14 protein-coding genes are annotated in these 22234 nt (G+C 38.6%); 11 read left to right on the top strand and 3 right to left on the bottom strand.

The features are described 5' to 3' along the window. The first annotated feature begins 537 nt into the window (after nt 1-537). From CPT03_RS14415 to CPT03_RS14385, 7 genes are all read left to right on the top strand, one after another. On the top strand, nt 538-3729 hold the full coding sequence (locus CPT03_RS14415; protein WP_099439503.1) for a SusC/RagA family TonB-linked outer membrane protein: 3192 nt from the start codon (nt 538-540) through the stop codon (nt 3727-3729). Between the two features lie 17 nt (nt 3730-3746). Beyond that, nucleotides 3747-5405 carry a RagB/SusD family nutrient uptake outer membrane protein gene (locus tag CPT03_RS14410; protein WP_099439502.1) on the top strand — a complete coding sequence of 553 codons (1659 nt, stop codon included), beginning with the start codon at nt 3747-3749 and terminating at the stop codon, nt 5403-5405. 181 nt (nt 5406-5586) lie between these two features. Continuing rightward, on the top strand, nt 5587-8859 hold the full coding sequence (locus tag CPT03_RS14405; RefSeq protein ID WP_099441130.1) for a glycosyl hydrolase: 3273 nt from the start codon (nt 5587-5589) through the stop codon (nt 8857-8859). 9 nt (nt 8860-8868) lie between these two features. Further along, a complete protein-coding gene (locus CPT03_RS14400; RefSeq protein ID WP_099439501.1) occupies nt 8869-10059 on the top strand; it encodes a glycoside hydrolase family 99-like domain-containing protein in 1191 nt (396 codons plus the stop codon). A gap of 14 nt (nt 10060-10073) precedes the next feature. Then, the gene (locus CPT03_RS14395) at nt 10074-11858 is read left to right on the top strand and encodes a hypothetical protein (RefSeq protein ID WP_099439500.1); all 1785 of its coding nucleotides are present in this window, start codon (nt 10074-10076) and stop codon (nt 11856-11858) included. A gap of 69 nt (nt 11859-11927) precedes the next feature. Beyond that, nucleotides 11928-14744 carry a family 78 glycoside hydrolase catalytic domain gene (locus tag CPT03_RS14390; RefSeq protein WP_099439499.1) on the top strand — a complete coding sequence of 939 codons (2817 nt, stop codon included), beginning with the start codon at nt 11928-11930 and terminating at the stop codon, nt 14742-14744. Nucleotides 14745-14766: 22 nt separating this feature from the next. Next, the gene (locus CPT03_RS14385) at nt 14767-16518 is read left to right on the top strand and encodes a family 78 glycoside hydrolase catalytic domain (RefSeq protein WP_099439498.1); all 1752 of its coding nucleotides are present in this window, start codon (nt 14767-14769) and stop codon (nt 16516-16518) included. 51 nt (nt 16519-16569) lie between these two features. Here the strand turns inward: CPT03_RS14385 and CPT03_RS14380 are convergent, their stop codons facing one another. The 3 genes from CPT03_RS14380 to CPT03_RS14370 all read right to left on the bottom strand — a co-directional run bounded on the left by CPT03_RS14380 (nt 16570) and on the right by CPT03_RS14370 (nt 19002). Then, nucleotides 16570-17499, bottom strand: a complete 930-nt coding sequence (locus CPT03_RS14380; RefSeq protein ID WP_099439497.1) for a bestrophin family protein — start codon at nt 17497-17499, stop codon at nt 16570-16572. Between the two features lie 29 nt (nt 17500-17528). Next, complete coding sequence (locus tag CPT03_RS14375; RefSeq protein WP_099439496.1) at nt 17529-18020, bottom strand: hypothetical protein; 492 nt, start codon at nt 18018-18020, stop codon at nt 17529-17531. Between the two features lie 298 nt (nt 18021-18318). Then, complete coding sequence (locus CPT03_RS14370) at nt 18319-19002, bottom strand: response regulator transcription factor (RefSeq protein WP_099439495.1); 684 nt, start codon at nt 19000-19002, stop codon at nt 18319-18321. 157 nt (nt 19003-19159) lie between these two features. Between CPT03_RS14370 and CPT03_RS14365 the strand changes: the two genes are divergently transcribed. The 4 genes from CPT03_RS14365 to CPT03_RS14350 all read left to right on the top strand — a co-directional run bounded on the left by CPT03_RS14365 (nt 19160) and on the right by CPT03_RS14350 (nt 22233). Next, nucleotides 19160-20479, top strand: coding sequence for a DUF3887 domain-containing protein (locus tag CPT03_RS14365; RefSeq protein ID WP_099439494.1), 1320 nt, complete (start codon nt 19160-19162; stop codon nt 20477-20479). 100 nt (nt 20480-20579) lie between these two features. Continuing rightward, nucleotides 20580-20942 (top strand): response regulator transcription factor, encoded by a 363-nt coding sequence (locus CPT03_RS14360; protein WP_099441129.1) that lies wholly within the window; start codon nt 20580-20582, stop codon nt 20940-20942. Nucleotides 20943-21049: 107 nt separating this feature from the next. Beyond that, nucleotides 21050-21640, top strand: coding sequence for a hypothetical protein (locus CPT03_RS14355; RefSeq protein WP_157766456.1), 591 nt, complete (start codon nt 21050-21052; stop codon nt 21638-21640). 95 nt (nt 21641-21735) lie between these two features. Continuing rightward, a complete protein-coding gene (locus CPT03_RS14350) occupies nt 21736-22233 on the top strand; it encodes a phosphoheptose isomerase (protein WP_099439492.1) in 498 nt (165 codons plus the stop codon). Nucleotide 22234 lies beyond the last annotated feature (1 nt).

The raw sequence follows: 22234 nt of genomic DNA, 5'->3' as shown, positions 1-22234 counted from the left end.
AAAAGTATTGTTAAAAATAATAGACTTCCTGTTTACAGAAGTGATGAAACCTCAAATACTTATGTGAAAAAAACAGATTTTCTTAATGCTATACTGAGTGGCAAGTAGGCTTCCTCAAAGTACCTGAAATACATTTTTTTTATTTTTGTCGCGCAAACGTTTGTTCTGATCTGTTCGATTCCGAACTATTTACAGTAAAAAAGTGCCTTTTTTACCCATTTAAACTAATTTTTTAGTTGTAAATTAAACAATTGGTTAATTTTTAATTCTATTTTGAGAATTTGAGCCTCTCCTGGTCAATTAAACTTTCTGGGGTCAATATCGTATTGAAATAGGATAGGATTTGGGCAATTTATTAAGATTTTCTGTATACAGCTTACTCTTGCCTCAATGCAAACTCAACCGATTGCGTAAAGTTGGTTACTATATGTGCGCACCCTACTTTCTACATTAGAGCCGTAAAAAAACTAACATCTAAGTCTTCCCTCATTGATTGCAATTGCAATAACTAACTAAATACTAAACTAAAAACAAATTATGATTGATCATTACTTAAAACGGCAGCTAAGGCCGTTCGCTAAAACACTGGTATTAGTAAAACTTTGTTTTTTAATATTGGTTGCAGCATCTATCAGTGCTTCTGCAGCAAGCACATCTGTAAATTACAAGCGTGCTGATATTAATGTTAAAGGTACAGTTAAGGACAGCCACGGTCAGCCCATTCCTGGTGTTTCTGTACAAGTGAAAAATTTAACTAACCGCGGAACTTCTACAAATGCAGATGGAGCTTATGCTTTATCAGTACCAGAAAACAGCGTGTTGGTTTTTAGAGCAATTGGTTTTAAAACTAAAGAAGTTACCGTAACTAAAGCAGGTACAATTGACGTTGCCCTTGATGATGATTCAAGTGAGTTGAACGAGGTTGTTGTTGTGGCTTACGGTACTCAGAAAAGAACAAGCTTAACGGGCGCTATTGCTACTGTAACTCCTAAGCAATTAAAAGACAGGCCGGTAACTTCTATTCAGAATGCATTACAAGGTGTTTCACCTGGTTTAACTATTTTACAACGCCCTGGCGATTTAAGCAGAGATGCATCAGCTTCTACTGCGGTAAGCATCAGGGGAAGGGGTAGTTTGGTTTCTTCAGGAAGCAATCCGATGTATGTTATTGATGGTATCCCTGCTTCGGCACAGGAATTTGCTACTTTAAATCCAAACGACATTTCAAGTATGTCAGTTTTAAAGGATGCATCTTCGGCAGCGCTATATGGATCAAGGGCTGCAAATGGTGTTATCATGGTAACTACCAAACGTGGTAACGGTGATAGAACTACTGTAGAGCTTAATGCAAATTACGGATGGCAATCGCCAACCAAAATTGCCAAATATGTTGGTTCAGTTGATTATGCTACATTATATAACGAGGCTTTAACAAATGCTGGTGGCGCCCCGCTTTTTACTGCTGAACAGATTGGATGGTATAAAGATGGTTCAAAACCAGATCTTTATCCAAATACTGATTGGTATGATAAAGTTCTTCGCAAAACTGCGCCATTGAGCGACATCAATTTGAATATCAATGCGCCAGGTAAAATTACGAACAGTTATTTGGGTGTATCTTACTTAAGTCAGGAATCTCTTATTCCTAACAAAGATCAGGATCGTTTTGTTGCTAAGTTAAATACTGAAAGTACTATTGTACCTGAAATTTTAAAGGTTGGAACTAACTTCTCTTTCATTAACCAAAACTTTGACCGTAAAGGTAACATGAGCTGGACGGAGCTTAACAGATCTCTTCCAACTTCAGTATTCCGTCAGAGCAATGGCGATTGGGGTTCTATCGATAATGGTAAAGTTAACGCACAAACTGCCGGACGTAACCAGTCTCGTATAATTGAAGAAGGTGGCCAGGCATGGGATCGTGATAATTATTTCCAAACTTCAGCTAATGCTACTTTAACTCCATTAAAAGGGTTATCAATAAATGGATTGGTTTCCTTAAAATATACAAATGGTAACTCATGGTCATTTAACAATACCCTTGATCCTATTAACGACTTTTTAACCGGAAAGCCAATCACTTCAACACAGAAAGTGCTGAATGACATGCTTGAATACTGGCGTAAAAGAAGGGAGCTTTTAACACAGGTAACAACTGATTATGAGCGTACTTTTGGTAAACATTATGGTAAAATAACGGTAGGTGCATCGCAAGAAAGCAATGCTTACAGAACAGCTTTTGTTGGTCGTAAAAATTTCCCTAACAATGATATGACTACTGTAGTATCTGGCTCTTCAAATCCGGAAGATATCAATTCAGATACTGATGGTCAGGCAAACAGAAGTAATCAGCAAGATTGGTCTATGCGTTCTGTATTCGGACGTTTTAACTATGCTTTTAACGACAAGTATCTTGTTGAAATTAATACACGTATAGATTATTCATCTCGTTTCCGTAAAGATGTTCGTCAGGCTGTATTCCCATCTTTTTCTGCAGGATGGAATGTTAGTAAAGAAGACTTTATGAAAGATGTGAGATGGATCAATAATTTAAAACTACGTGGTTCATGGGGTTCATTGGGTAACCAGGATGTGGTATCAATCGGAAACTATTTTGATCTTTTAAATACCGGTTATCAATATAGCTTTGAAGAGGCTCCTCAAGGTGGTGTATGGTCGCAAAAAATTGCTAACCCATTGGCAACCTGGGAAAAAGTATACATGACTGATTTAGGTATTGACTTAAGTATGTTCAATGGTAAATTAGACATTACTACCGATTACTATATTAAAAATACCAAGGATCTTTTGATGAGAGTTCCGGCGCTTGCAACTATTGGCGTAAACACTAGTACTACTGATGCTGTAAATAGCGGACTTCCTTTATCGAATGGAGCGGCTACTCAAAACAAAGGATTTGAGCTTGCTATTACTCACAATAATAAAATTGGTGACGATTTTACATTCAGTATTGGCGGTAACTTATCAATTATTAAGAGTACCATTACTAAACTAGGAGATGGCAGAGAGACATTTGATGGCCGATTTATACAAAAAGTTGGTGAATCAATTGGTTCTTTCTATGGTTATGAATCAGAAGGCCTTTTTGTTGATGCCGCTGATGTAACAAATCATGCTTTCCAGACGGCTACTACTAAGCCGGGAGATATTAAGTACAGAGACTTAAATGGCGATAAGAAAATCGATGCTTCTGACCGTAAGATAATTGGTAACAATGTTCCATGGTTAAACTATGGTTTTAATTTAAATGCTTCATACAAAGGTTTCGACTTTAGTGTGCTTACTTATGGCGTTGCAAAGGTTAAAACTTATTTATCTGAAGAGGCTTCGTATCCATTCTTTAACGGTGCTAATGCAAAAGAGCAATGGTTAAACAGATGGACAACTGCTAACCCAGATCCAAATGCTGATTTCCCACGCATTTTAACTACTGCTGCGGGTGCACATAATTATAACCCTACTTCATCATTCTGGTTGTTCAGCGGAGCTTATTTTAGAGTAAGAGGTATCACTTTGGGTTATACTATTCCGCAAGATGTGACTAAGAGAATTGGTTTGGCAAAACTAAGAGTTTTTGGAACTGCTAATAACCCATTCACTTTTATGGCTGATAAACGCCTTGCAGATTACGATCCTGAGTCTGATTCAGGACGTGGTGGTTACCCGGGTATTAAAACCTGGTCAATTGGTTTAAGTGCAGGTTTCTAATAAATAATTCTAATATCATGAAAAAAATAACATCAATATATATACTTTCAGGTTTCTTAGCGCTAGGCTCTGTTACCTCTTGTAAAAAAGACTTCTTGGAAAGGCCACCTTTGGATCAGCTATCGGAAGCAACTTTCTGGAAAAACCCTAATGATGTCTATCAGGCGGTTATGGCTGTTTATAACCAGTTACCCGGAGATGGAATAATCTACGAAGATGGTGCAACAGATAATGCTCATGCACAGTATCCATGGGAAAGTTCGGCTACCGATGTTTCGGCCGGAACGCTTACCAGTACTACTGATGCTGGCTGGAGTTTTATCGATATCCGCCGTGCGAATTACTTTCTTGCAAATGCAGATAAAGTAACCTCATTGGATAATGCTTTGTTGGAAAGGTATAAAGCTGAGGTAAGGTTTTTGAGGGCGATGTTTTATTACAGATTGACCAATAAATTTGGAGATGTTCCTTTGTTTACTAAAGTTTTGGCTTTAGGCGAAGAGAATATTCCAAGAACTCCAAAAGCTGAGGTACTAAAGTTTGTTACTGATGAGCTTGAGGCAGTTTCTAAAATTTTACCTCAAACTTATGCCGGAGGTAAACCCAATGAAAAAGGAAGAATCACTAAAGGTGCGGCTCTTGCACTAAAAGCAAGGGTTCATTTAAATGAAAGCCAGTGGCAGCAGGCTGTAGATGCTTCAAGTCAGGTAATGACTTTGGGCTACAGTTTATTTAAAGTTGATGCTGAATCTGCGCTTGATGCTAAAGATGATTACAGCAAATGGGTAACTTTTGCTAATGCTAATGATGAGAAAAAATTCCGTCTTGGACTTCGCAGCTACGAAGCACTTTTCCATAAAGTAAATGAAGGGAATGCTGAGGTAATTTTAGATCGTCAGCAAATTGATCAGAAAGATGCGAACTACCTTAATACTTACTTACTGCCAGGTACTATTGGTGGTTGGAGTTCGGTAACACCAACTCAGGAATTGGTAAATAGCTATGGCAGTTATAAAACAGGTGATGCTGTTACACCAACAGATCCTGCACAGCGTGCTGCATGGTATAACGCTAAAGATCCGGCATTTGCTAATGAATATAAAAACCGCGATCCACGTTTTTATGCAACGATCTTGTTTGAAAACTCACCATGGAATGCAGTTGAAGATGATTATAAATTCAACTGGGTTCAGGGAGCTTCTAACATGTCATTAACCGGATATAATTTCCGTAAAATGGTTGATCCTTCAATCTATCGCCTACAGGTAGACAACCATGCCAACATCATTCTTATCCGTTATGCAGAGGTTTTATTAACTTATGCAGAGGCTAAAAATGAAGTTAGTGGTCCGGATGCTACAATTTATGATGCTCTTGATGCGGTAAGAACGCGTTCAGGAATGCCTGTTGTTGACAGAGCCAAATATGCTGATCAGGCTTCTCTTAGAACATTAATTCGTAATGAACGTAGAGTAGAACTTGCTTTAGAAGGTCAACGTTATATGGATATCCGTCGTTGGAAAATTGCCCCTCAGATAATGAAAACTATAAATAACATTAAAAATACTCAAGCTCAGGAAAGAATCTGGAATGACAGATTTTACCTGATGCCAGTTCCACAGAAAGAGATTGATCTTTCGAAAGGAGTATTAAGTCAAAATACAGGATATAACTAACAATTAGTATTTTCTGAAACTGTTAAAAACGAGTGCCCATATTGTGGGCACTCGTTTTTTTTTGACCACTTAAGGGGAGCAGTATAGTACAGGTTGCTGATTATTAAAATAATGAATAGTATTGGTACATTAACTGGTAGTTTTTTATAAAGACTATTAACACAACCAAATGAAACCGTTTATGAATTCTAATGTCAGATCTTTTAAGGGTACTGTATGGCGGCATTTTGTCTGCTTTATTTTACCGGTATTAATTGCCATAATTTCGGCCTGTTCCAGTACAAATAAAAACCTTGCTTTTACTAAAGTAGAGAGTGGGTTTATAGTACCTCCAGATTCCATTCAGACCAGTGTGTATTGGTATTGGATTTCGGACAATATCTCGAAACAAGGGGTTATAAATGATCTAAAAGCGATGAAAGCAGTAGGTATAAACCGTGCTTTTATTGGGAATATCGGTTTAACCGGAGAAGTGCCTTATGGTAAGGTAAAGTTGTTTTCTGATGAGTGGTGGGATATTACCCATACAGCCCTAAAAACAGCTACAGAACTGGGTATAGAAATAGGAATGTTTAATAGCCCGGGATGGAGCCAGTCTGGTGGCCCCTGGGTTAAACCTGAACAGGCAATGCGTTACCTGGCATCGTCGGAAACTGTGTTTAAGGGGCCGGCAAAGATTTCGCAAAAACTTAACAAACCGGAGGGGAGTTTTCAGGATGTTAAGCTATTGGCATTTAAAGCTCCTAAAGGGTATGGAAATAGTATAGCTGATTTAAAACCGGTTGTTACCTCTGCTCCATCTGTAAGCAGCATTGCAAATATTCTTGATAAGAATCTGCAGACTGAGGCAGTATTACCTGCGGGGAACTCTGTAATTACTATTACTGCTAAAGAAAATTATACTGCGCGAAGTTTAACTATCTATCCATCAAAAAAGAACATGAGTATGGATGTGAAAATGGAGGCGCTGGAAAATGGTAATTATCGTGAGATAAAACAGTTTAGAGTAGACCGCAGTAATAATGCGTTGAATGTGGGGTTTGCACAGTTTGCTCCGGTTATTGTTTCGTTTGATGTGGTAACCTCTAATACTTTCAGGTTAACAATTACCAACTCATCGCCCGATGCGGGTATTGCGGAGTTAGAAATTTCTTCGGTGCCTAAGGTTGAACGTTTTATTGAAAAAACATTAGCCAAGATGCACCCAACACCCCTTCCTTATTGGAATGAATACCAATGGGCTCAGCAAAAGGAAGTAGGGGATAAAGCTTTGCTTATAGACGAAAGTTCTATTAAAGACATCAGCTCGCATTTATCGGCTGATGGTACACTTACCTGGGATGTGCCTGAGGGGGATTGGGTTGTAATGCGTACAGGGATGGTGCCAACCGGTGTGCAAAACAGTCCTGCATCGCCAGAAGGAACCGGACTGGAAATTGATAAAATGAACCATGAGCATGTATTAAAACACTTTGATGCATTTATGGGCGAAATTCAAAGACGTATTCCTGCTGAGGACCGCAAAACATGGAAGGTTGCAGTTCAGGATAGTTATGAGATGGGTGGTCAGAATTGGACAGATGATTTTATTGCCAAATTTAAAAAGCGTTATGGATATGACCCTATGCCACTTATGCCTGTTATGTATGGGCATGTGGTAGGAAGCCAGGATAAATCAGATCGTTTCTTATGGGATTTGAGAAGATTTGTGGCAGACAATGTAGCTTATGAATATGTTGGTGGATTGCGGGATGTGAGTCATAAACATGGGTTAAACATATGGCTCGAAAATTATGGCCATTGGGGTTTCCCGGGAGAATTTCTTCAATATGGAGGTCAATCTGATGAGGTTGCAGGCGAATTCTGGAGTGAAGGTGAACTGGGCAATATAGAGAACAGGGCAGCTTCTTCAGCAGCACATATTTATGGTAAAACAAAAGTTTCAGCAGAGTCTTTTACTGCAGCAGGAAATACTTTTGGACGTTACCCGGCAATGATGAAGCAACGAGGTGACAGATTCTTTACTGAAGGGATTAATAATACACTACTGCATGTTTATATTCAGCAGCCATATGAAGATAGAAAGCCAGGCGTTAATGCCTGGTTTGGTAATGAGTTTAACCGGTTTAATACCTGGTTTTACGATATGGATATGTTTATCCACTACCTTAAACGCTGTAATTTTATGTTGCAACAGGGTAAATATGTTGCAGATGTAGCCTATTTTATTGGAGAGGATGCTCCCAAAATGACCGGTGTGCAAGATCCCAAACTCCCGTCTGGTTATTCGTTTGATTACATTAATGCTGAAGTGATCATTAACCGTTTGACTGTTAAAGATGGCAAATTTGTACTTCCTGATGGAATGTCGTATCGTGTATTGGTACTGCCTGCTCTTGAAACCATGAGACCGGAATTGCTGGAAAAAATAGCGGGTTTGGTAAAAGAAGGTGGGGTTATTTTGGGGCCAAAACCAAAACGCTCGCCTAGTTTGGAAAACTACGCAACTGCCGATGGCAATGTGAAAAAAACTGCCAATGAGCTTTGGGGAAAAATTGATGGCGAAACCATTAAAACAAATGAATACGGTAAAGGGTTGGTAATGACTGGTTTTGATTTGCAGGAAGCCTTGGATAAAATTGGGGTAATACCTGATTTTAAAACCGTAGGTAATGATTTGGCATTATATATTCATAGAAAGACCAATGATGGTGAGATTTACTTTGTGTCTAATCAGAGTGATAAGCCGATAAGCATTAATCCGGCTTTTAGGGTGAGCGGAAAAGCACCGGAATTATGGAATGCGATAACCGGGAAAATGCGCGATCTTCCGGAGTATAGTTCAACGTCAAATACAACATCTGTTCCTTTAAAACTAGATGCATTTGAAAGTGCTTTTGTAATTTTCAGTAAGGATAAACAGGGTAACGCCCCAGCTGAGAAAATGGTTAATTTTCCGACGCCGGTTGATGTTATTAAATTAAATGATCCGTGGACTGTGAAATTTGATAAAGAAGCGAGAGGACCAGAGGAACCTGTGGTATTTAAAACTTTAACAGATTGGTCGAAACATCCTGATACCAGAATAGCCCATTATTCGGGATCTGCCGTATACAATACTTCTGTTGAGCTTAAAAAACCCCTTGCAGGGCAGCGCATCTACCTAAATCTGGGTGCAGTTACGGCATTGGCAAAAGTAAAGGTTAATGGTAAAGATGTGGGTGGTGTATGGACCCCGCCTTACAAAGTAGACATTACTGATGCAGTAATGGCGGGCGAAAATAAGCTCGAAATTAAAGTGGTTAACACCTGGGTAAACCGACTGATAGGTGATTTAAAATTGCCAGAGGATCAACGTAAAACCTGGACTTATATTAACCCTTACAAAGCTGATAGCCCACTTCATCCTTCTGGATTAACGGGGCCGGTGTCTATTGAAATAAACCCTTACTAATCCTACGTTATGAATTTATTCTCTTACCATAAACTGTTTTCTTTGGCAATAGTAATTTCTGTTGCCTCTGTATTCCAGGCATGCAGTATTAAAAAGAAAATTACTCAGGATTATGATGTAGCTGCATTTTATTGGCCTGCTTATCATTATGAGCCTAGGGCTGAGTTTTTGTTTCCTGAGAAAAAGGGGGAATGGGAGATTATTTATAAAGCGCAACCTAAAGAAAAGGGACATGCCCAGCCAAAGGTTCCATTGTGGGGGTATCTGGACGAGGCAAATCCGAAGGATATGGACAAAAAGATTACGGCTGCAGTTGATCATGGTGTGAACACATTTATTTTTGATTGGTACTGGTATGAAGGAAAGCCTTTTCTGGAAGATTGTATAAACGAAGGGTTTTTAAAAGCCAATAAAGGCCGAATGAAGTTTTACCTGATGTGGGCAAATCATGATGCTACCACTTATTGGGAACGTAAGAATCCAAAAAAAGATTCGGTGATATGGAAAGGGAGTGTAGACCGGACGCAATTTAATATTGTGGTAGACCGTGTTATAGATAAGTATTTTAAAGATCCTGCATATTATAAGATTGACGGTGCTCCGGTATTTTGCATCTATGAACTTCATACGCTGATTGCAGGTTTGGGTGGGGCTGCACAAACTAAAGAGGCCCTGGATTATTTCAGGAAAAAAACAATTGATGCCGGATTTCCTGGGTTGCATTTACAGGGAATTCTTTGGCAGGCTTTGCCATCGAGTATTGCGGGTGTACCGGGAGAAAAAATTGAGACTCAGAATAAAGTTATGGAGTATTTTGGTTTTAACAGTTTAACTAATTATTGCTGGGCACATTTACAAAATCCTGATGGTGATTATGAGAAATGGGCGGATTTATCGACCAATATGTGGCAAGGATTCAGTAATGATTTTACCATCCCTTATTTTCCTAATCTGACGATAAGCTGGGATGCGAACCCGAGATTTCCATATAAAACTGGTTATATTAATAATCCCGCTCCGGAGAAATTTGCAAAGTATGTTGAAAAAGCAAAAGCATTTGTCGATGAGCATCCAAAACAACGTAAATTGATTACGGTTAATGCCTGGAATGAGTGGTCGGAAGGAAGTTATCTTGAACCTGATACACTGCATAAAATGGGTTATCTGGATGTGTTAAAAAAAGCATTTGTAAAGAAATGAACTATCAATAAGTAATGTTTTTAAAAGGGTTCTTTTTTATGGTGTTGGGTTGCATTAGCTTTTGTGAGGCTAAGGCACAGGTAAATGGTGCCGATACCTGGGTAGCAAAGGATGGACTTGGCCGCATTATAGATCCTGCTAATTATAAAACTACGCGTAAAGACAGGTATGTAGGTATTTTCTATTTTGTATGGCAGGGAGCTCATGGTTATGATGAGCATAGAGGTGCTGCTGCTGATGGTGGAGTGATGCCTAAAACATTGGCTGATACTGTTAGTCCGTATGACATTACCAAGCTGTTAAAAGCTAATCCAACTGATCCAAAATATGGACCTATTCATGCTTTTCACCATTGGGGTGAGCCTTATTTTGGCTATTATCTTGCTGATGATGAGTGGGTGATTCGCAAACATGCGCAAATGTTGTCTGATGCCGGTATTGATGTAATTATTCTGGATGTTACCAATGCTGCAATTTACCTGCCTCAGGTTACAAAGATTGCAAATACCTATCTTAAAATGCGTGCCGAAGGATTAACCACACCTTCTATTTCTTTTATTGTAAATAGTGTTCCAAAGCAAACGGTTAATAATCTTTATGAACAGATTTATAAAAAAGGGTTGTTTAGTAAACTTTGGTTTTTGTGGAAGGGAAAGCCTTTACTGTTATGCCCGCCTGAGGCAATTACATCAGAAATTGATGATTTCTTTACTACCCGGCAATCCTGGGCCTGGAGCAAAGATCAGGAGTGGTTTGCAGATGGGAAAGACAAATGGCCCTGGCTTGATCATTACCCTCAATCTTATGGCTGGCACGATTCAAAAGATAAAGCTGAACAGGTAACTGTTTCAATTGCACAGCACCCGATGACTAATATTGGCAGAAGCTTTCATAATGGAAAAGAACCGGAAATATTTTCGACTGAAAAAGGACTTTATTTTGAGGAACAATGGAAAAGAGCACTTGAGATAGATCCCGAATTTGTGTTTGTAACGGGTTGGAATGAATGGGTGGCTATGCGTTTTAATGATGGAGCATCAAAAACCTTTTTGGGAAAGGCCATCAATAAAGGAGAAACCTATTTTGTAGATCTTTATAATGCTGAGTTTAGCAGAGATGCCGAACCTGAAAACGGAGTGACTAAAGACAATTATTACTATCAACTGGCGGATTATGTAAGAAAGTTTAAAGGCACTGCTAAACTACCCGTTTACAAAACCAACAAATCTGTAAGTATTGATGGAAAATTTGACGATTGGAAATCAATTGGGGCGGTTTATAAAGATGATAGCGGAGATACTTTTCACCGCAAACATCCGGGCTGGGGCAGAATAAATGAATATGTAAACAACACTGGTCGTAATGATATTTTAGAATCGAGAATTACTTCGGACGAGCGAAATGTATACTTCTATGTAAAAACAAAAGCGCCACTAACAGCATGGAATTCTGTAGATTGGATGCATTTGTTTATTGGTGTAAAGGGCTCTGTTAATGAAGGCTGGCAAGGCTTTCAGTATGTAGTAAATCAGAAGGTTTTAAGTAGGAGTACCACTACTTTACGTAACCTTAAGACAGATGGTGGCCTGGGTAAATCGACCATCGTAAAATACAGAACAAACAAAAATGAACTGGAACTGATTGTTGCTAAAACCCAATTGGGTATAAATGGAAATAAATTTACGCTGGACTTTAAATGGTCAGATAATTCACCTGTTGATGGAAATGCCATGCATTGGCTTGATATGGGTGATGCTGCTCCAAATGCACGATTTGTCTACAGGTTTATTAAGGAATAACCTGTACTGGACAGTACAGGTTGCCATTGTACTGTATTTGTGGTATTTTAAAAAACCAAATGTTAACCAATGAGACGAACTAAAAATATACTTATTTTATTGTTGTTCCTGTATTTACCTTGGGCTGTTTTTGCCTCCAGAATAGTTGATGTAAGCAGTTCTGTTGTCCCCGGAAATGCAAGGTGTGAATACCTTATTAACCCAAAGGGCCTGGATGAATTACAACCTCGCTTAAGTTGGACGCTTAGGGCTGCGGATAGTTCGGCATTTGGGCAAAAACAAACAGGATACAGGATTTTAGTTGCATCAACCGAAAGTGGATTGAAACTTAATAGAGGTGATGTTTGGGATTCTGGTTGGGTAAATTCATCAGAAATGCAGCAGATTAGCTATAAAGGCAAGCCATTGGTGTCTGATAAAATTTACTTCTGGAAAGTTTCTGTTAAAGACCAAAAGGGTAAAGTTTCTGGATGGAGTAAAACAGCTCACTGGACAACAGGTTTGCTTAAACCAACTGACTGGAAGGCGAAATGGATTGGCACGGATCAGATTTTTGATCCCGCACAGCAAGATTGTAACATCTCTGATCCTTGGTTGCGAAAAACCTTTACACTGAAAGCAAAACCCGCAAAGGCAAATATATTTGTAGCCTCTGTAGGTTTCCACGAAGTATATGTAAACGGCAAAAAAATAGGTAATGATGTTATGGCACCCAGTGTAACTGACCATACTAAAAGGGCACGTTACGTGGCTTATGATATTGCATCTGAACTTAAAGCTGGTAAAAATGTAATAGCCATATGGCTGGGGACTTCGTGGTCTATTTTTGGACCTTACATTGTAAAAGACCGGCCCAATACCCCAATTGTAATTGCACAGGCTTCGATTTATGCGAATAAAAACAGCATAACATTATCAAAACCTGAACTGGTTATTGTTACTGATGAAACCTGGAAAACACATGAAAGTCCTAATAAATTATTGGGCGTATGGGACTCAAACAGAATGGGTGGAGAGATTTGGGATGCAAATAAAGAGGTTTTAAACTGGAACACTACAGCTTGTGATGAAACGACATGGGATAAGGCGGTATCTTATCAGCCTAAGCTAATCCTCTCTGCTCAAAAGATAGAGCCTAACCGGGCTTTTGATGAAATAAAACCAATTGGAATTGTTGAAAGAAATGATGGTTCATACAGGGTTGATATGGGGGTTAATTTTGCCGGGTGGACTGAAATTAAGGTGAAGGGCAACCAGGGTGATACCATCAAATTTCTATTTTCGGAAAGAGAGCAGAATGATATAACTTTTAGTAATCATAGTGCTTTCATTATTGGAAAAACAGGACAGGGTACGTTTCATAACAGGTTTAACTATAGCTCTGGCAGGTGGATTACTATTAAGGGTTTAAAAAGTAAGCCTTCATTGGCTGATATTCGTGGTTGGCTGATACGTACCAATTATAAGGAGGCTACTACTTTTGAATGTTCAGATCCGTTGCAAAACTGGATGTACGACCGGATAAAATGGACTTTTCAAAATCTTTCAATAGGTGGGTATATTGTAGACTGCCCTCAGCGTGAAAGGTTAGGGTATGGTGGCGATGCACATGCAACCTGCGAAACAGGGATGTTCAATTATCATATGGCCGCATTTTATACCAAATGGATGGAAGATTGGAGAGATGTGCAGGGAACAGAATCTATTGTGGGAAATATGTACGACCAAAACTTTGCCCGCAAAAGCATAATGAGTGGCCGTATTATGAATAATGGCGTTTTGCCACATACAGCACCTACTTATATGGGTGGTGGTGGCCCTGCATGGGGAGGCATAGCTGTTTCTTTACCATGGTTTATTTATCAGCATGAAGGCGATACCAGAATACTGGATAAGAATTTTGAACTGATTAAAGGATGGCTTTCTTTTCTAGATCTTAATACTAAAGATGATATGCTGGTTCGCTTTGGTGGTTCGTGGGATTTTTTGGGTGACTGGTTATGGCCGGGAGCTACGGCTGAAGGGATGAACAACGATAAACCACAAACGGTTTTTTTAAATAATTGCTATAGGATATTTAACCTGCGCACGGCTGCTAAAATTGCCCGTGTGCTACATAAAAATAAAGAAGCAAAACAATGGGAAAAACAGGCTGAAGTATCTAGCGCGGCAATTCATGCCAAGTTTTACAATACGGATGATCATAGTTATTCTGATAAATCGATGTCTAATCTGGCAGCTGCCCTATTAGGTGAGGTAATGCCTGAGAACCTGAAACCAGTAATAATGAAACGACTGGAAAATGAAATTCTGGTTGTTCATAAAGGACATATCAATGTTGGAATTACAGGAGGGGCAATGCTTTTTAAAGTATTAAGAGATGCTGGTCGAGATGACCTTATTTATGCAATGACTTCGAAAACCGATTATCCAAGCTGGGGCTACATGAAAGCTAATGGTGCTACCACTATATGGGAAATGTGGGAAAAGGATCTGCCAGGGCATTCACTGTTGCATAGTTCATACCTGTATCCCGGTGCATGGTATATTGATGGAGTGGCAGGTATAAAACGTGATTCGCAGGCACCCGGATTTCAGCGTTTCATTGTTCGCCCTCCGCTATTAACTGCTACTCAAATGGAATGGGCCAAAGCAAATATGGAATCGCCCGCAGGCTTAATTAAAACGGCGTGGAAGCGAACAGCTGATGGACTTGCCATGAACATAAGTGTGCCACCAAACTGCAGCGCTATACTTCAGTTAAGGGAAGATGAGGCTGATATAACTGACAAATCAAAATACATTAAGGATTTAGGGGTTAAAGATGGATTCAGATCTTTTGAGCTTGCATCAGGAAACCATGTAATTAAAACAAAGAAAATCTAAGCAAATCATTATAAATTAAAGCATGCTACAAAAATTTTTATATCCATTTTTTGCCATTTGTTTAATAGTTGTTACCATACAGGCACAGCCAGGTAAAAAATTAAGCAGTTCTGCTAAGGCGGATAATATTAGCCCTTTAACCAGGCAATACATTTCTCCTGTAAAGATTTTATGGAAAGAGGGACAAGTTCGCAACATAGAACAATTGTTGAAGCCGGGAATTAGTCAGGCCGATCTGGCTAACCGTAACATGGCGATTCTGAAAAACGATGGTTCTGGAAAAAAAGCGTCTATATTGCTGGATTTTGGTAAAGAACTGCAAGGTGGGCTGGAGATTGTAACCGGCATGTGGGGACCAAAAAATATTCCTCTTAAAATAAGGGTACGCTATGGTGAATCAGCTAGTGAAGCAATGTCAGACGTTGGTGGTCCGAAGGGGGCAACAAATGATCATGCAATCAGAGATTTTACCACATTGGCTCCATGGTTGGGAAGAATCCAATTGGCTGAAAGCGGATTTCGCTTTGTGCGCATAGATCTTGAAGAGGAAAATGCTGAATTGCAACTGAAAGAGGTGCGTGCAATTTTTACCTATCGTGATATTCCTTATATAGGCTCTTTTAACAGCAGTGATGAACGTTTAAATAAAATATGGGAGACAGGTGCTTATACTGTGCATCTGAATATGCAGGAATACCTCTGGGATGGAATTAAGCGTGATAGACTGGTGTGGGTTGGAGATCTTCACCCTGAAATTTCAACTGTTAATTCTGTGTTTGGATATAATGAAGTGGTCCCTAAAAGTTTAGATTTATCAAGAGAAACGACTCCTTTACCAGGCTGGATGAATGGGATAAGCACTTATTCTATGTGGTGGATTATTCTTCACTATGATTGGTATATGCACAACGGGGATTTAAACTACCTGAAGCAACAGAAGGAATATTTGGGTGGATTGGTTAAGCAAATAGTAGCAAAGGTTGGCGATGACAATAAAGAAAAACTGGATGGAACACGCTTTCTGGATTGGCCATCAAGTGAAAATCCTAAAGGAATTCATGCTGGTTTGCAAGCAATGACAGTTTGGTCATTATCTACCGCATCTAAAATAAGTAAGCTTGTGGGCGATAGGGAAACGGCTGATTTATGCGACAAAACGGTGGCCAGAATGCGTAAATATATACCTGACCCTAATGGTTCAAAGCAGGCGGCCGCTTTGCTTGCCATTACTGGTTTAATGCCGGCAGGGGAAGCCAATAAGAATGTACTTTCTGTAGGTGGCGCAGCAAATTTCTCTACTTTTTATGGTTACTATATGCTTGAAGCGAAAGCCAAAGCGGGTGATCATCAGGGTGCTATTGATGTAATCCGCCAGTACTGGGGGGCAATGCTTGATTTAGGGGCTACAACTTTCTGGGAAGATTTTAATATGGAATGGATAACAAATGCATCGCGTATTGATGAGCTAGTGCCAGAAGGTAAAAAGGATGTACACGGTGATTACGGTGCATATTGTTATGTAGGTTTTAGACATAGCTTATGCCATGGCTGGGCTTCGGGACCTACAGCATGGTTAACTGAACATGTTTTAGGGGTGAAAGTTGTAGAAGCGGGTTGTAAAACAATTAAAATAGAACCTCATTTGGGCGATTTAAAGTTTGTAGAGGGAACATACCCAACACCGTTTGGTGTTTTAAAAATTAAGCACACTAAACTGCCAAATGGTAAGATTAAAACAGATATAAATGCGCCAAAGGGGGTAAAGATAATTTAGTTAAATTGATCCTCACCCTGAGTTAATCTCAGGGTGAGGAAATGTTACTGCTTACAGGATATAAAACAATTGTGTTTTTATCAATAAATCGCTATTCTGTTTTTCATCTTGCCGGTGACTTTCTTTAAGCATTTGTTTTACATCACGCTCAATGTTGTTACAAATTGTTGTTGTTGGCGTATCTGTAGGTTTATTCTCGAAAGGATCCTGAAGATGAATGGCCATTTTTTCTATCAGAAAAAATGAACAAGAGATCGCAATTACTAAAGGTACTTCTACAATACCAAAAAATTCTATCAGGCCAAATGGCAACAGCATAATAAAAAGGAGCAATGAGAAATGGATATAAACACTATATGTAGCAGGGAAAATGGTGTTCTTAATTCTTTCGCAACCTCCCATATGATTAGAAAAACGCGTTAAGGTTTTATCTATTTCTACTTGCTGATAGGTGTTTATCCATTCCAGTTTGTGTGCATTTCTGAGGTCAAATCCTTGCAGTTCCAGCAGTGCCAGAGGAATATTGTTGCAGGTTTTAATGTAGCGGTAGTCTTCTTCCGAAAGTAGTTTTTCTAAGCCCGGTAAAATATCCTGACGCCTTAAATGCCTGCCAAGGGCATAGCACCAGGCCACTTGTCTTTTTGCCATATTTTCGCAAAATGCTTTTCCTTCGGCTGGTCCGTAAGGGGTGTCTACAAAGGTTAATAACTGACGAGTTAAGCTCCTGGTGTCATTTACAATTGCACCCCAGATTGTTCTTGCTTCCCACCAGCGATCGTATGCCTGGTTAGATTTAAAGGCAAGCAAGAGAGAAATTACCGTTCCCAATATAGTGGGAACGGCAATAGGTATAGAAATCCTGGTAAAATGAAAGGTGTTGTAAACTACTGCTATTAAAATAGCATAGGCACTTACAAGTATGATCTCTTTACGGATCTTACCGGCTATATAGCTAAGAGGAATATTTTCTTTTAATAGCATATGATTGATCTTTAGGTGAAATAATACTGTTAAGCTTCGGCTAACAATGTTTCAGGTTCAAGGATGATCTTTCTTTTGGGAAGTTCTTTAACCGGTTGGTTTTCATTGATATGCATTACTGGGGTTCCTGAGCGCTGAATCAGTAGTGCAGGATCAATACTGCTATTGTTTAGTTTATCAGTTGAGCAATGGGCTGGGGCAAGGATTTGAGTGACTCCGGCGTTTTCAAGATAATTGCGAAACATGCCTACTGTACTTCCGTAAAAAAACTCTATTTTAATGGCTTTGATTTGAGGGTAAGTTTGTTTCATGAGCTCGCACTGATCATAAAACTGCTGACTAACATATTTGTATTCCTTGTTCCTTCTGGAAAGCATTAAAAGATCGCCCATTCTGTCGGAAAGCTTAAACATATGGATAAAGATGAAGTTCAGTTCCTGTTCAGGTAGTTGTTTGCATAGCGATGGGATGCAGTTTACTGAGTTGCAATTAAAATCGGTTGAGATAAGTATTGTTTGCATAACTAAATAATTAAAGGTTAATGTTATACTGCAATACTAGGCCTCAATCATTAAAATGGGATAAGAGGTAAATTAGAATTTGATTAGAAAAATGTATTTATCTAATTAATTAAGTTGTTGATTTATAGTTGTTTGTTTTTGGTTTTGATAGTGGCTGTTTATACTTATTAGAATAGGATTAGAAGTTAGGGTTTAATTTCTCGGCTCTTTCGCAAACGGGCAGTAAAATTTTGATCTAGGCACCTACTTTTTCCTGAGAACGAATGGCTATAAAATCTTTGTATAGCCTAATAATATTTTATGAGGGATCTTCTTTCAAGATATAGCCCATTCCAAATACGGTGTGGATTAATTTTTGCCCCGTGCCACTATCTATCTTTTTTCTGAGGTAGTTTACATATACATCGACTACGTTGGTGCCCATATTAAAGTCGATATCCCATACATTTTCGAGGATTTGTATGCGTGAAAGTATTTTATTGGCATTCTTTACAAAGTACTCGAGCAGGCGATATTCTGTTGCTGTGAGGTTAATGGGTTTGTTATTCCTTTTTGCAGTTTTGGAACTGAAATCCAGTTCAAGGTCGCCAATATGGATGCTGTTTTCTTCTTGCCCCTGTGTGCCCCTTCTTCTAACGAGCGAACGTATGCGGGCCTCGAGTTCAGCAAATTTGAATGGCTTAACCAGGTAATCATCAGCTCCGCTATCTAATCCAGTTACTATATTTTCTGTACTTCCCAGCGCAGTAAGCATCAGGATGCTCACTGTTTTATTTACTTTACGTACTTCACGGCAAATTTGTATTCCGTTTATGCCAGGCAGCATGATATCAAGAATAATCAGGTCAAACTGGTGCTTTAATGCCATTTCTAATCCTGTAGTCCCATCTGCTGCAACACTTACCTGCATATTAGCTTCCGTTAATCCTCTGACCATTACAGAAATTAAACCAGGTTCATCTTCAATCAATAATATCTTCATGTACTTTGTGCTGTGAAAAGGTCGAAAAATATAACATTAAGATCAATAAACAGTTTATTGGTACAAAATGTTACATTAAAACTATTTTTTATTAAATAATGTTAGCTTTGATTTGAAGTCTGAAAACGAAAGACCTGAAAAATCAATTATTATTTAAATGAAGAAAGTAATTCTATTAATTTTTGCATTGTTTGTTACAACAACTGCGTTCTCACAAGGTGTGCTGAATTTGTTAGGTCGCTCACAAGACTTTTTCAAGCTCTTGGAAGAACAAAAATATACCGAAGCTTATGGATTTATGGATAGTACCTTTAAGGCTAAAGTTCCTGAGGAGGATCTAAAAAAAATATGGACACAAATTTCAGAGAAATTAGGTAAGATTGAAACACTTGATGTGGTAAGCAGTAAAACTCAGGGACAATATTTTGTGGTTACCTTGGAGGGGAAATTTACAAATGATGAACAGAATTTTCTTTTGGCCTTTAATAAGGCGGAAAAGATAGTTGGATTTTTTCTTCAGCCAAAGTCTACAGCACCTACTTATACACTCCCGGCATATGCTGATACAACTTTGTATAAGGAAACTGAAATAAATGTTAAAACTCCCGGGCATAGTTTGGTTGGCATGTTAACTGTGCCGAAAAAACTTAGCAGCTACCCGGTTGTTGTTTTGGTTCATGGATCAGGCCCGGCTGATATGGATGAGACTGTTGGCCCAAATAAACCACTTAAGGATATTGCTGTAGGTTTGGCATCAAAAGGAATAGCTACAATACGCTATGTAAAAAGAACGATGATTTATGCAGGCGAATTTGGAAAGGCTTTTACTGTTAAAGAAGAGGTGATGGATGATGCACTTGCAGCAATTGCGCTTGCAAGAACGTTACCTGAGGTGAATAAGAAACAGATTTATGTGCTAGGACACAGCCTTGGAGGTATGATTGCCCCCAGAATTGCTACTTTGGCTCCGGATTTGAATGGGATTATTATGCTTGCTGCCCCTGCAAGGAAGTTTACAGATCTTTTGGTTGAACAAAATAAATATATGTTTAGCTTATCAAAAGATACTAGTGAAGCTGGGAAGAAAACGCTTGATACCGTTATCAAAGAGCTGGATGTAACCAGGATAACTAAGCTTGGTAACATGAAGCCTGATTCGGTGTTGTTAGGTTTACCAGCTTCTTACTGGATTGATATCAATGTAAACGATCAGGTTGTTGGGGCAAAGAAATTGGCAAAGCAACGTATTTTTGTTGGCCAGGGAGGGAATGATTTCCAGGTTTCGACTACCGATTATAATTTATGGAATACTGCAATAGGTAAGAAAAAAGGATCTATGGCTAAGCTGTATCCTGAACTTAATCATCTTTTAAGTCCGCAAACAGAAAAAGGAACGATGGCACAATACAATATACCTGTAAGTGTATCTGATGTGTTGATTACAGATATTTCTACATGGATAAAGGCTAAACCGTAGTTATTTTTTTACTAATAAGTAACAATTATATAGTGGTTTGTCATATATGGCAAAATTGTTGCTAGGATATGCCAAAACCCATATAAATATAAGATCCGTTATGACAAAGAGAATACACGTATTAGAAGATGATGAAGATATAAGGTACATTATTGAAGTTCTGCTTAAAGATGAAGGGTACGAACTACAACTTTCGTCTACTTTTAAAGAGCTAAAAAGTAAATTGAATGACAGCGTTCCGGATCTTTTTATTTTAGATGTAATGATACCTGATGGTAATGGAACAGATATTTGTGATGATTTAAAAAATGATCCATTTACCAAACACATTCCAATCATAGTGATGTCTGCAGATGACCAGAACAAACAAAAAAGCTTAGACGCGGGCGCAAATGATTACATAAGTAAGCCATTTGACATAGATTATATTGTAAAGCGCATTAATTTGCAGCTGACAAAATAGTATATAAGTCTTGATAAATAGGAGAAGAGGGCACTCGCCCTCTTTTTTATTTTGTAATATCCCGAGATGTAATTAACTTCAACGAATAGCATTTAAAAGTTAGAGTTTTGGAAGACAGCATTAAAGGGCTTGTACCTCATGTACTAAGTTTTATTATAAATGAGCTTTGCAAGAATGGCTTTATGATCGCTTTTGAAAAAGATCTCTCGGATTTAAAAGGCCTGATTGAGCCTGATTCAATTTCGCCGGATGATTTTGAATTGCTGGATTCAGTTGATGATGATGTGGTAAGAATTCTGCTAAGTTCTGTTGATAAGGTAATAAAATGTTCTAAAACTTATCTGCTGATAAATAACCTTGATGAGTTAGAGGTGATGGAAAATGAAGAGTATAATTTGCTCGCTTCTGATAATTACTATGCTTATATTATTGATTGGGAGAGTAAAAGCTATAAGGACCTGCTCTATAATTTAAATGCTGTTTATTTTTCTATTTCGCAATTGCTGTACCATACCAGCTGTCAGATTAAACTTAATGAAGTTGAAATACCAGAGGAGATGTATGATGAGTTCCTGGATAAGTATTCTGATTTGCTTAGGGGAAGGCTTAATCCTGCTGATAAAAATATTTCTCTGCTGTATGATCTGATAATTGACTTAAATGTTGATCTGTCTGATATTGATAGCTTCATTGAATAGTCCTTGCAAGCCGTTTTTTGATTTTTTTTGCCTCTGTTAATGAAAGCTAAGGCAGTTTTAAGTAAGTTTGGGGTTTAAAATATACCACTTATAAAATGTCAGATCAGAAAAAAGAAATATTTGAAGGCGTTGCACAACGTTTAAAGATTGAAGGTTTTAATGTTGTTAACCGTGATGAGACCCGCCCTTGGGGAGGTTTTTTTGTAATTGATGAAGAACAGGCACAGCAATTTGCAAACGTTTATTTTGAAGGTTTAAATGTTGATGACCTTAAAATCTCGGGTAAATTGAGCCCAAAAATATTAATTGTTGCTCCAAACACACGTTTATCATGGCAATATCATCACCGTCGTGCCGAAATATGGAGAGTAGTTAACGGCACTGTAGGTGTAATTACAAGTGATACTGATGACCAAGGTGAGGTAAAACAACTAACTCCCGGACAAAGCATTAAATTAAAACAAGGTGAAAGACATCGTTTAATTGGATTAGACGATTGGGGAATAGTTTCAGAAATCTGGCAGCATACAGACCCGGCAAGTCCATCAGATGAGAGCGATATTGTTAGGGTTCAGGATGACTTTGGAAGATAGT

Origin of the sequence: Pedobacter ginsengisoli (assembly GCF_002736205.1) — a bacterium.
In the GTDB taxonomy this organism is placed as follows: Bacteria; Bacteroidota; Bacteroidia; order Sphingobacteriales; family Sphingobacteriaceae; genus Pedobacter; species Pedobacter ginsengisoli_A.
Note: the sequence above shows the minus strand (reverse complement) of the source record. Positions and strands in the feature narration are given on the sequence as shown.

Coding starts and splice junctions, on each gene's coding strand:
- CPT03_RS14395 (WP_099439500.1), top strand. CDS start 10,074: ATGTTTTTAAAAGGGTTCTTTTTTATGGTGTTGGGTTGCATTAGCTTT.
- CPT03_RS14370 (WP_099439495.1), bottom strand. CDS start 19,002: ATGAAGATATTATTGATTGAAGATGAACCTGGTTTAATTTCTGTAATG.
- CPT03_RS14350 (WP_099439492.1), top strand. CDS start 21,736: ATGTCAGATCAGAAAAAAGAAATATTTGAAGGCGTTGCACAACGTTTA.
- CPT03_RS14360 (WP_099441129.1), top strand. CDS start 20,580: ATGACAAAGAGAATACACGTATTAGAAGATGATGAAGATATAAGGTAC.
- CPT03_RS14385 (WP_099439498.1), top strand. CDS start 14,767: ATGCTACAAAAATTTTTATATCCATTTTTTGCCATTTGTTTAATAGTT.
- CPT03_RS14405 (WP_099441130.1), top strand. CDS start 5,587: ATGAATTCTAATGTCAGATCTTTTAAGGGTACTGTATGGCGGCATTTT.
- CPT03_RS14415 (WP_099439503.1), top strand. CDS start 538: ATGATTGATCATTACTTAAAACGGCAGCTAAGGCCGTTCGCTAAAACA.
- CPT03_RS14410 (WP_099439502.1), top strand. CDS start 3,747: ATGAAAAAAATAACATCAATATATATACTTTCAGGTTTCTTAGCGCTA.
- CPT03_RS14375 (WP_099439496.1), bottom strand. CDS start 18,020: ATGCAAACAATACTTATCTCAACCGATTTTAATTGCAACTCAGTAAAC.
- CPT03_RS14400 (WP_099439501.1), top strand. CDS start 8,869: ATGAATTTATTCTCTTACCATAAACTGTTTTCTTTGGCAATAGTAATT.
- CPT03_RS14380 (WP_099439497.1), bottom strand. CDS start 17,499: ATGCTATTAAAAGAAAATATTCCTCTTAGCTATATAGCCGGTAAGATC.
- CPT03_RS14365 (WP_099439494.1), top strand. CDS start 19,160: ATGAAGAAAGTAATTCTATTAATTTTTGCATTGTTTGTTACAACAACT.
- CPT03_RS14390 (WP_099439499.1), top strand. CDS start 11,928: ATGAGACGAACTAAAAATATACTTATTTTATTGTTGTTCCTGTATTTA.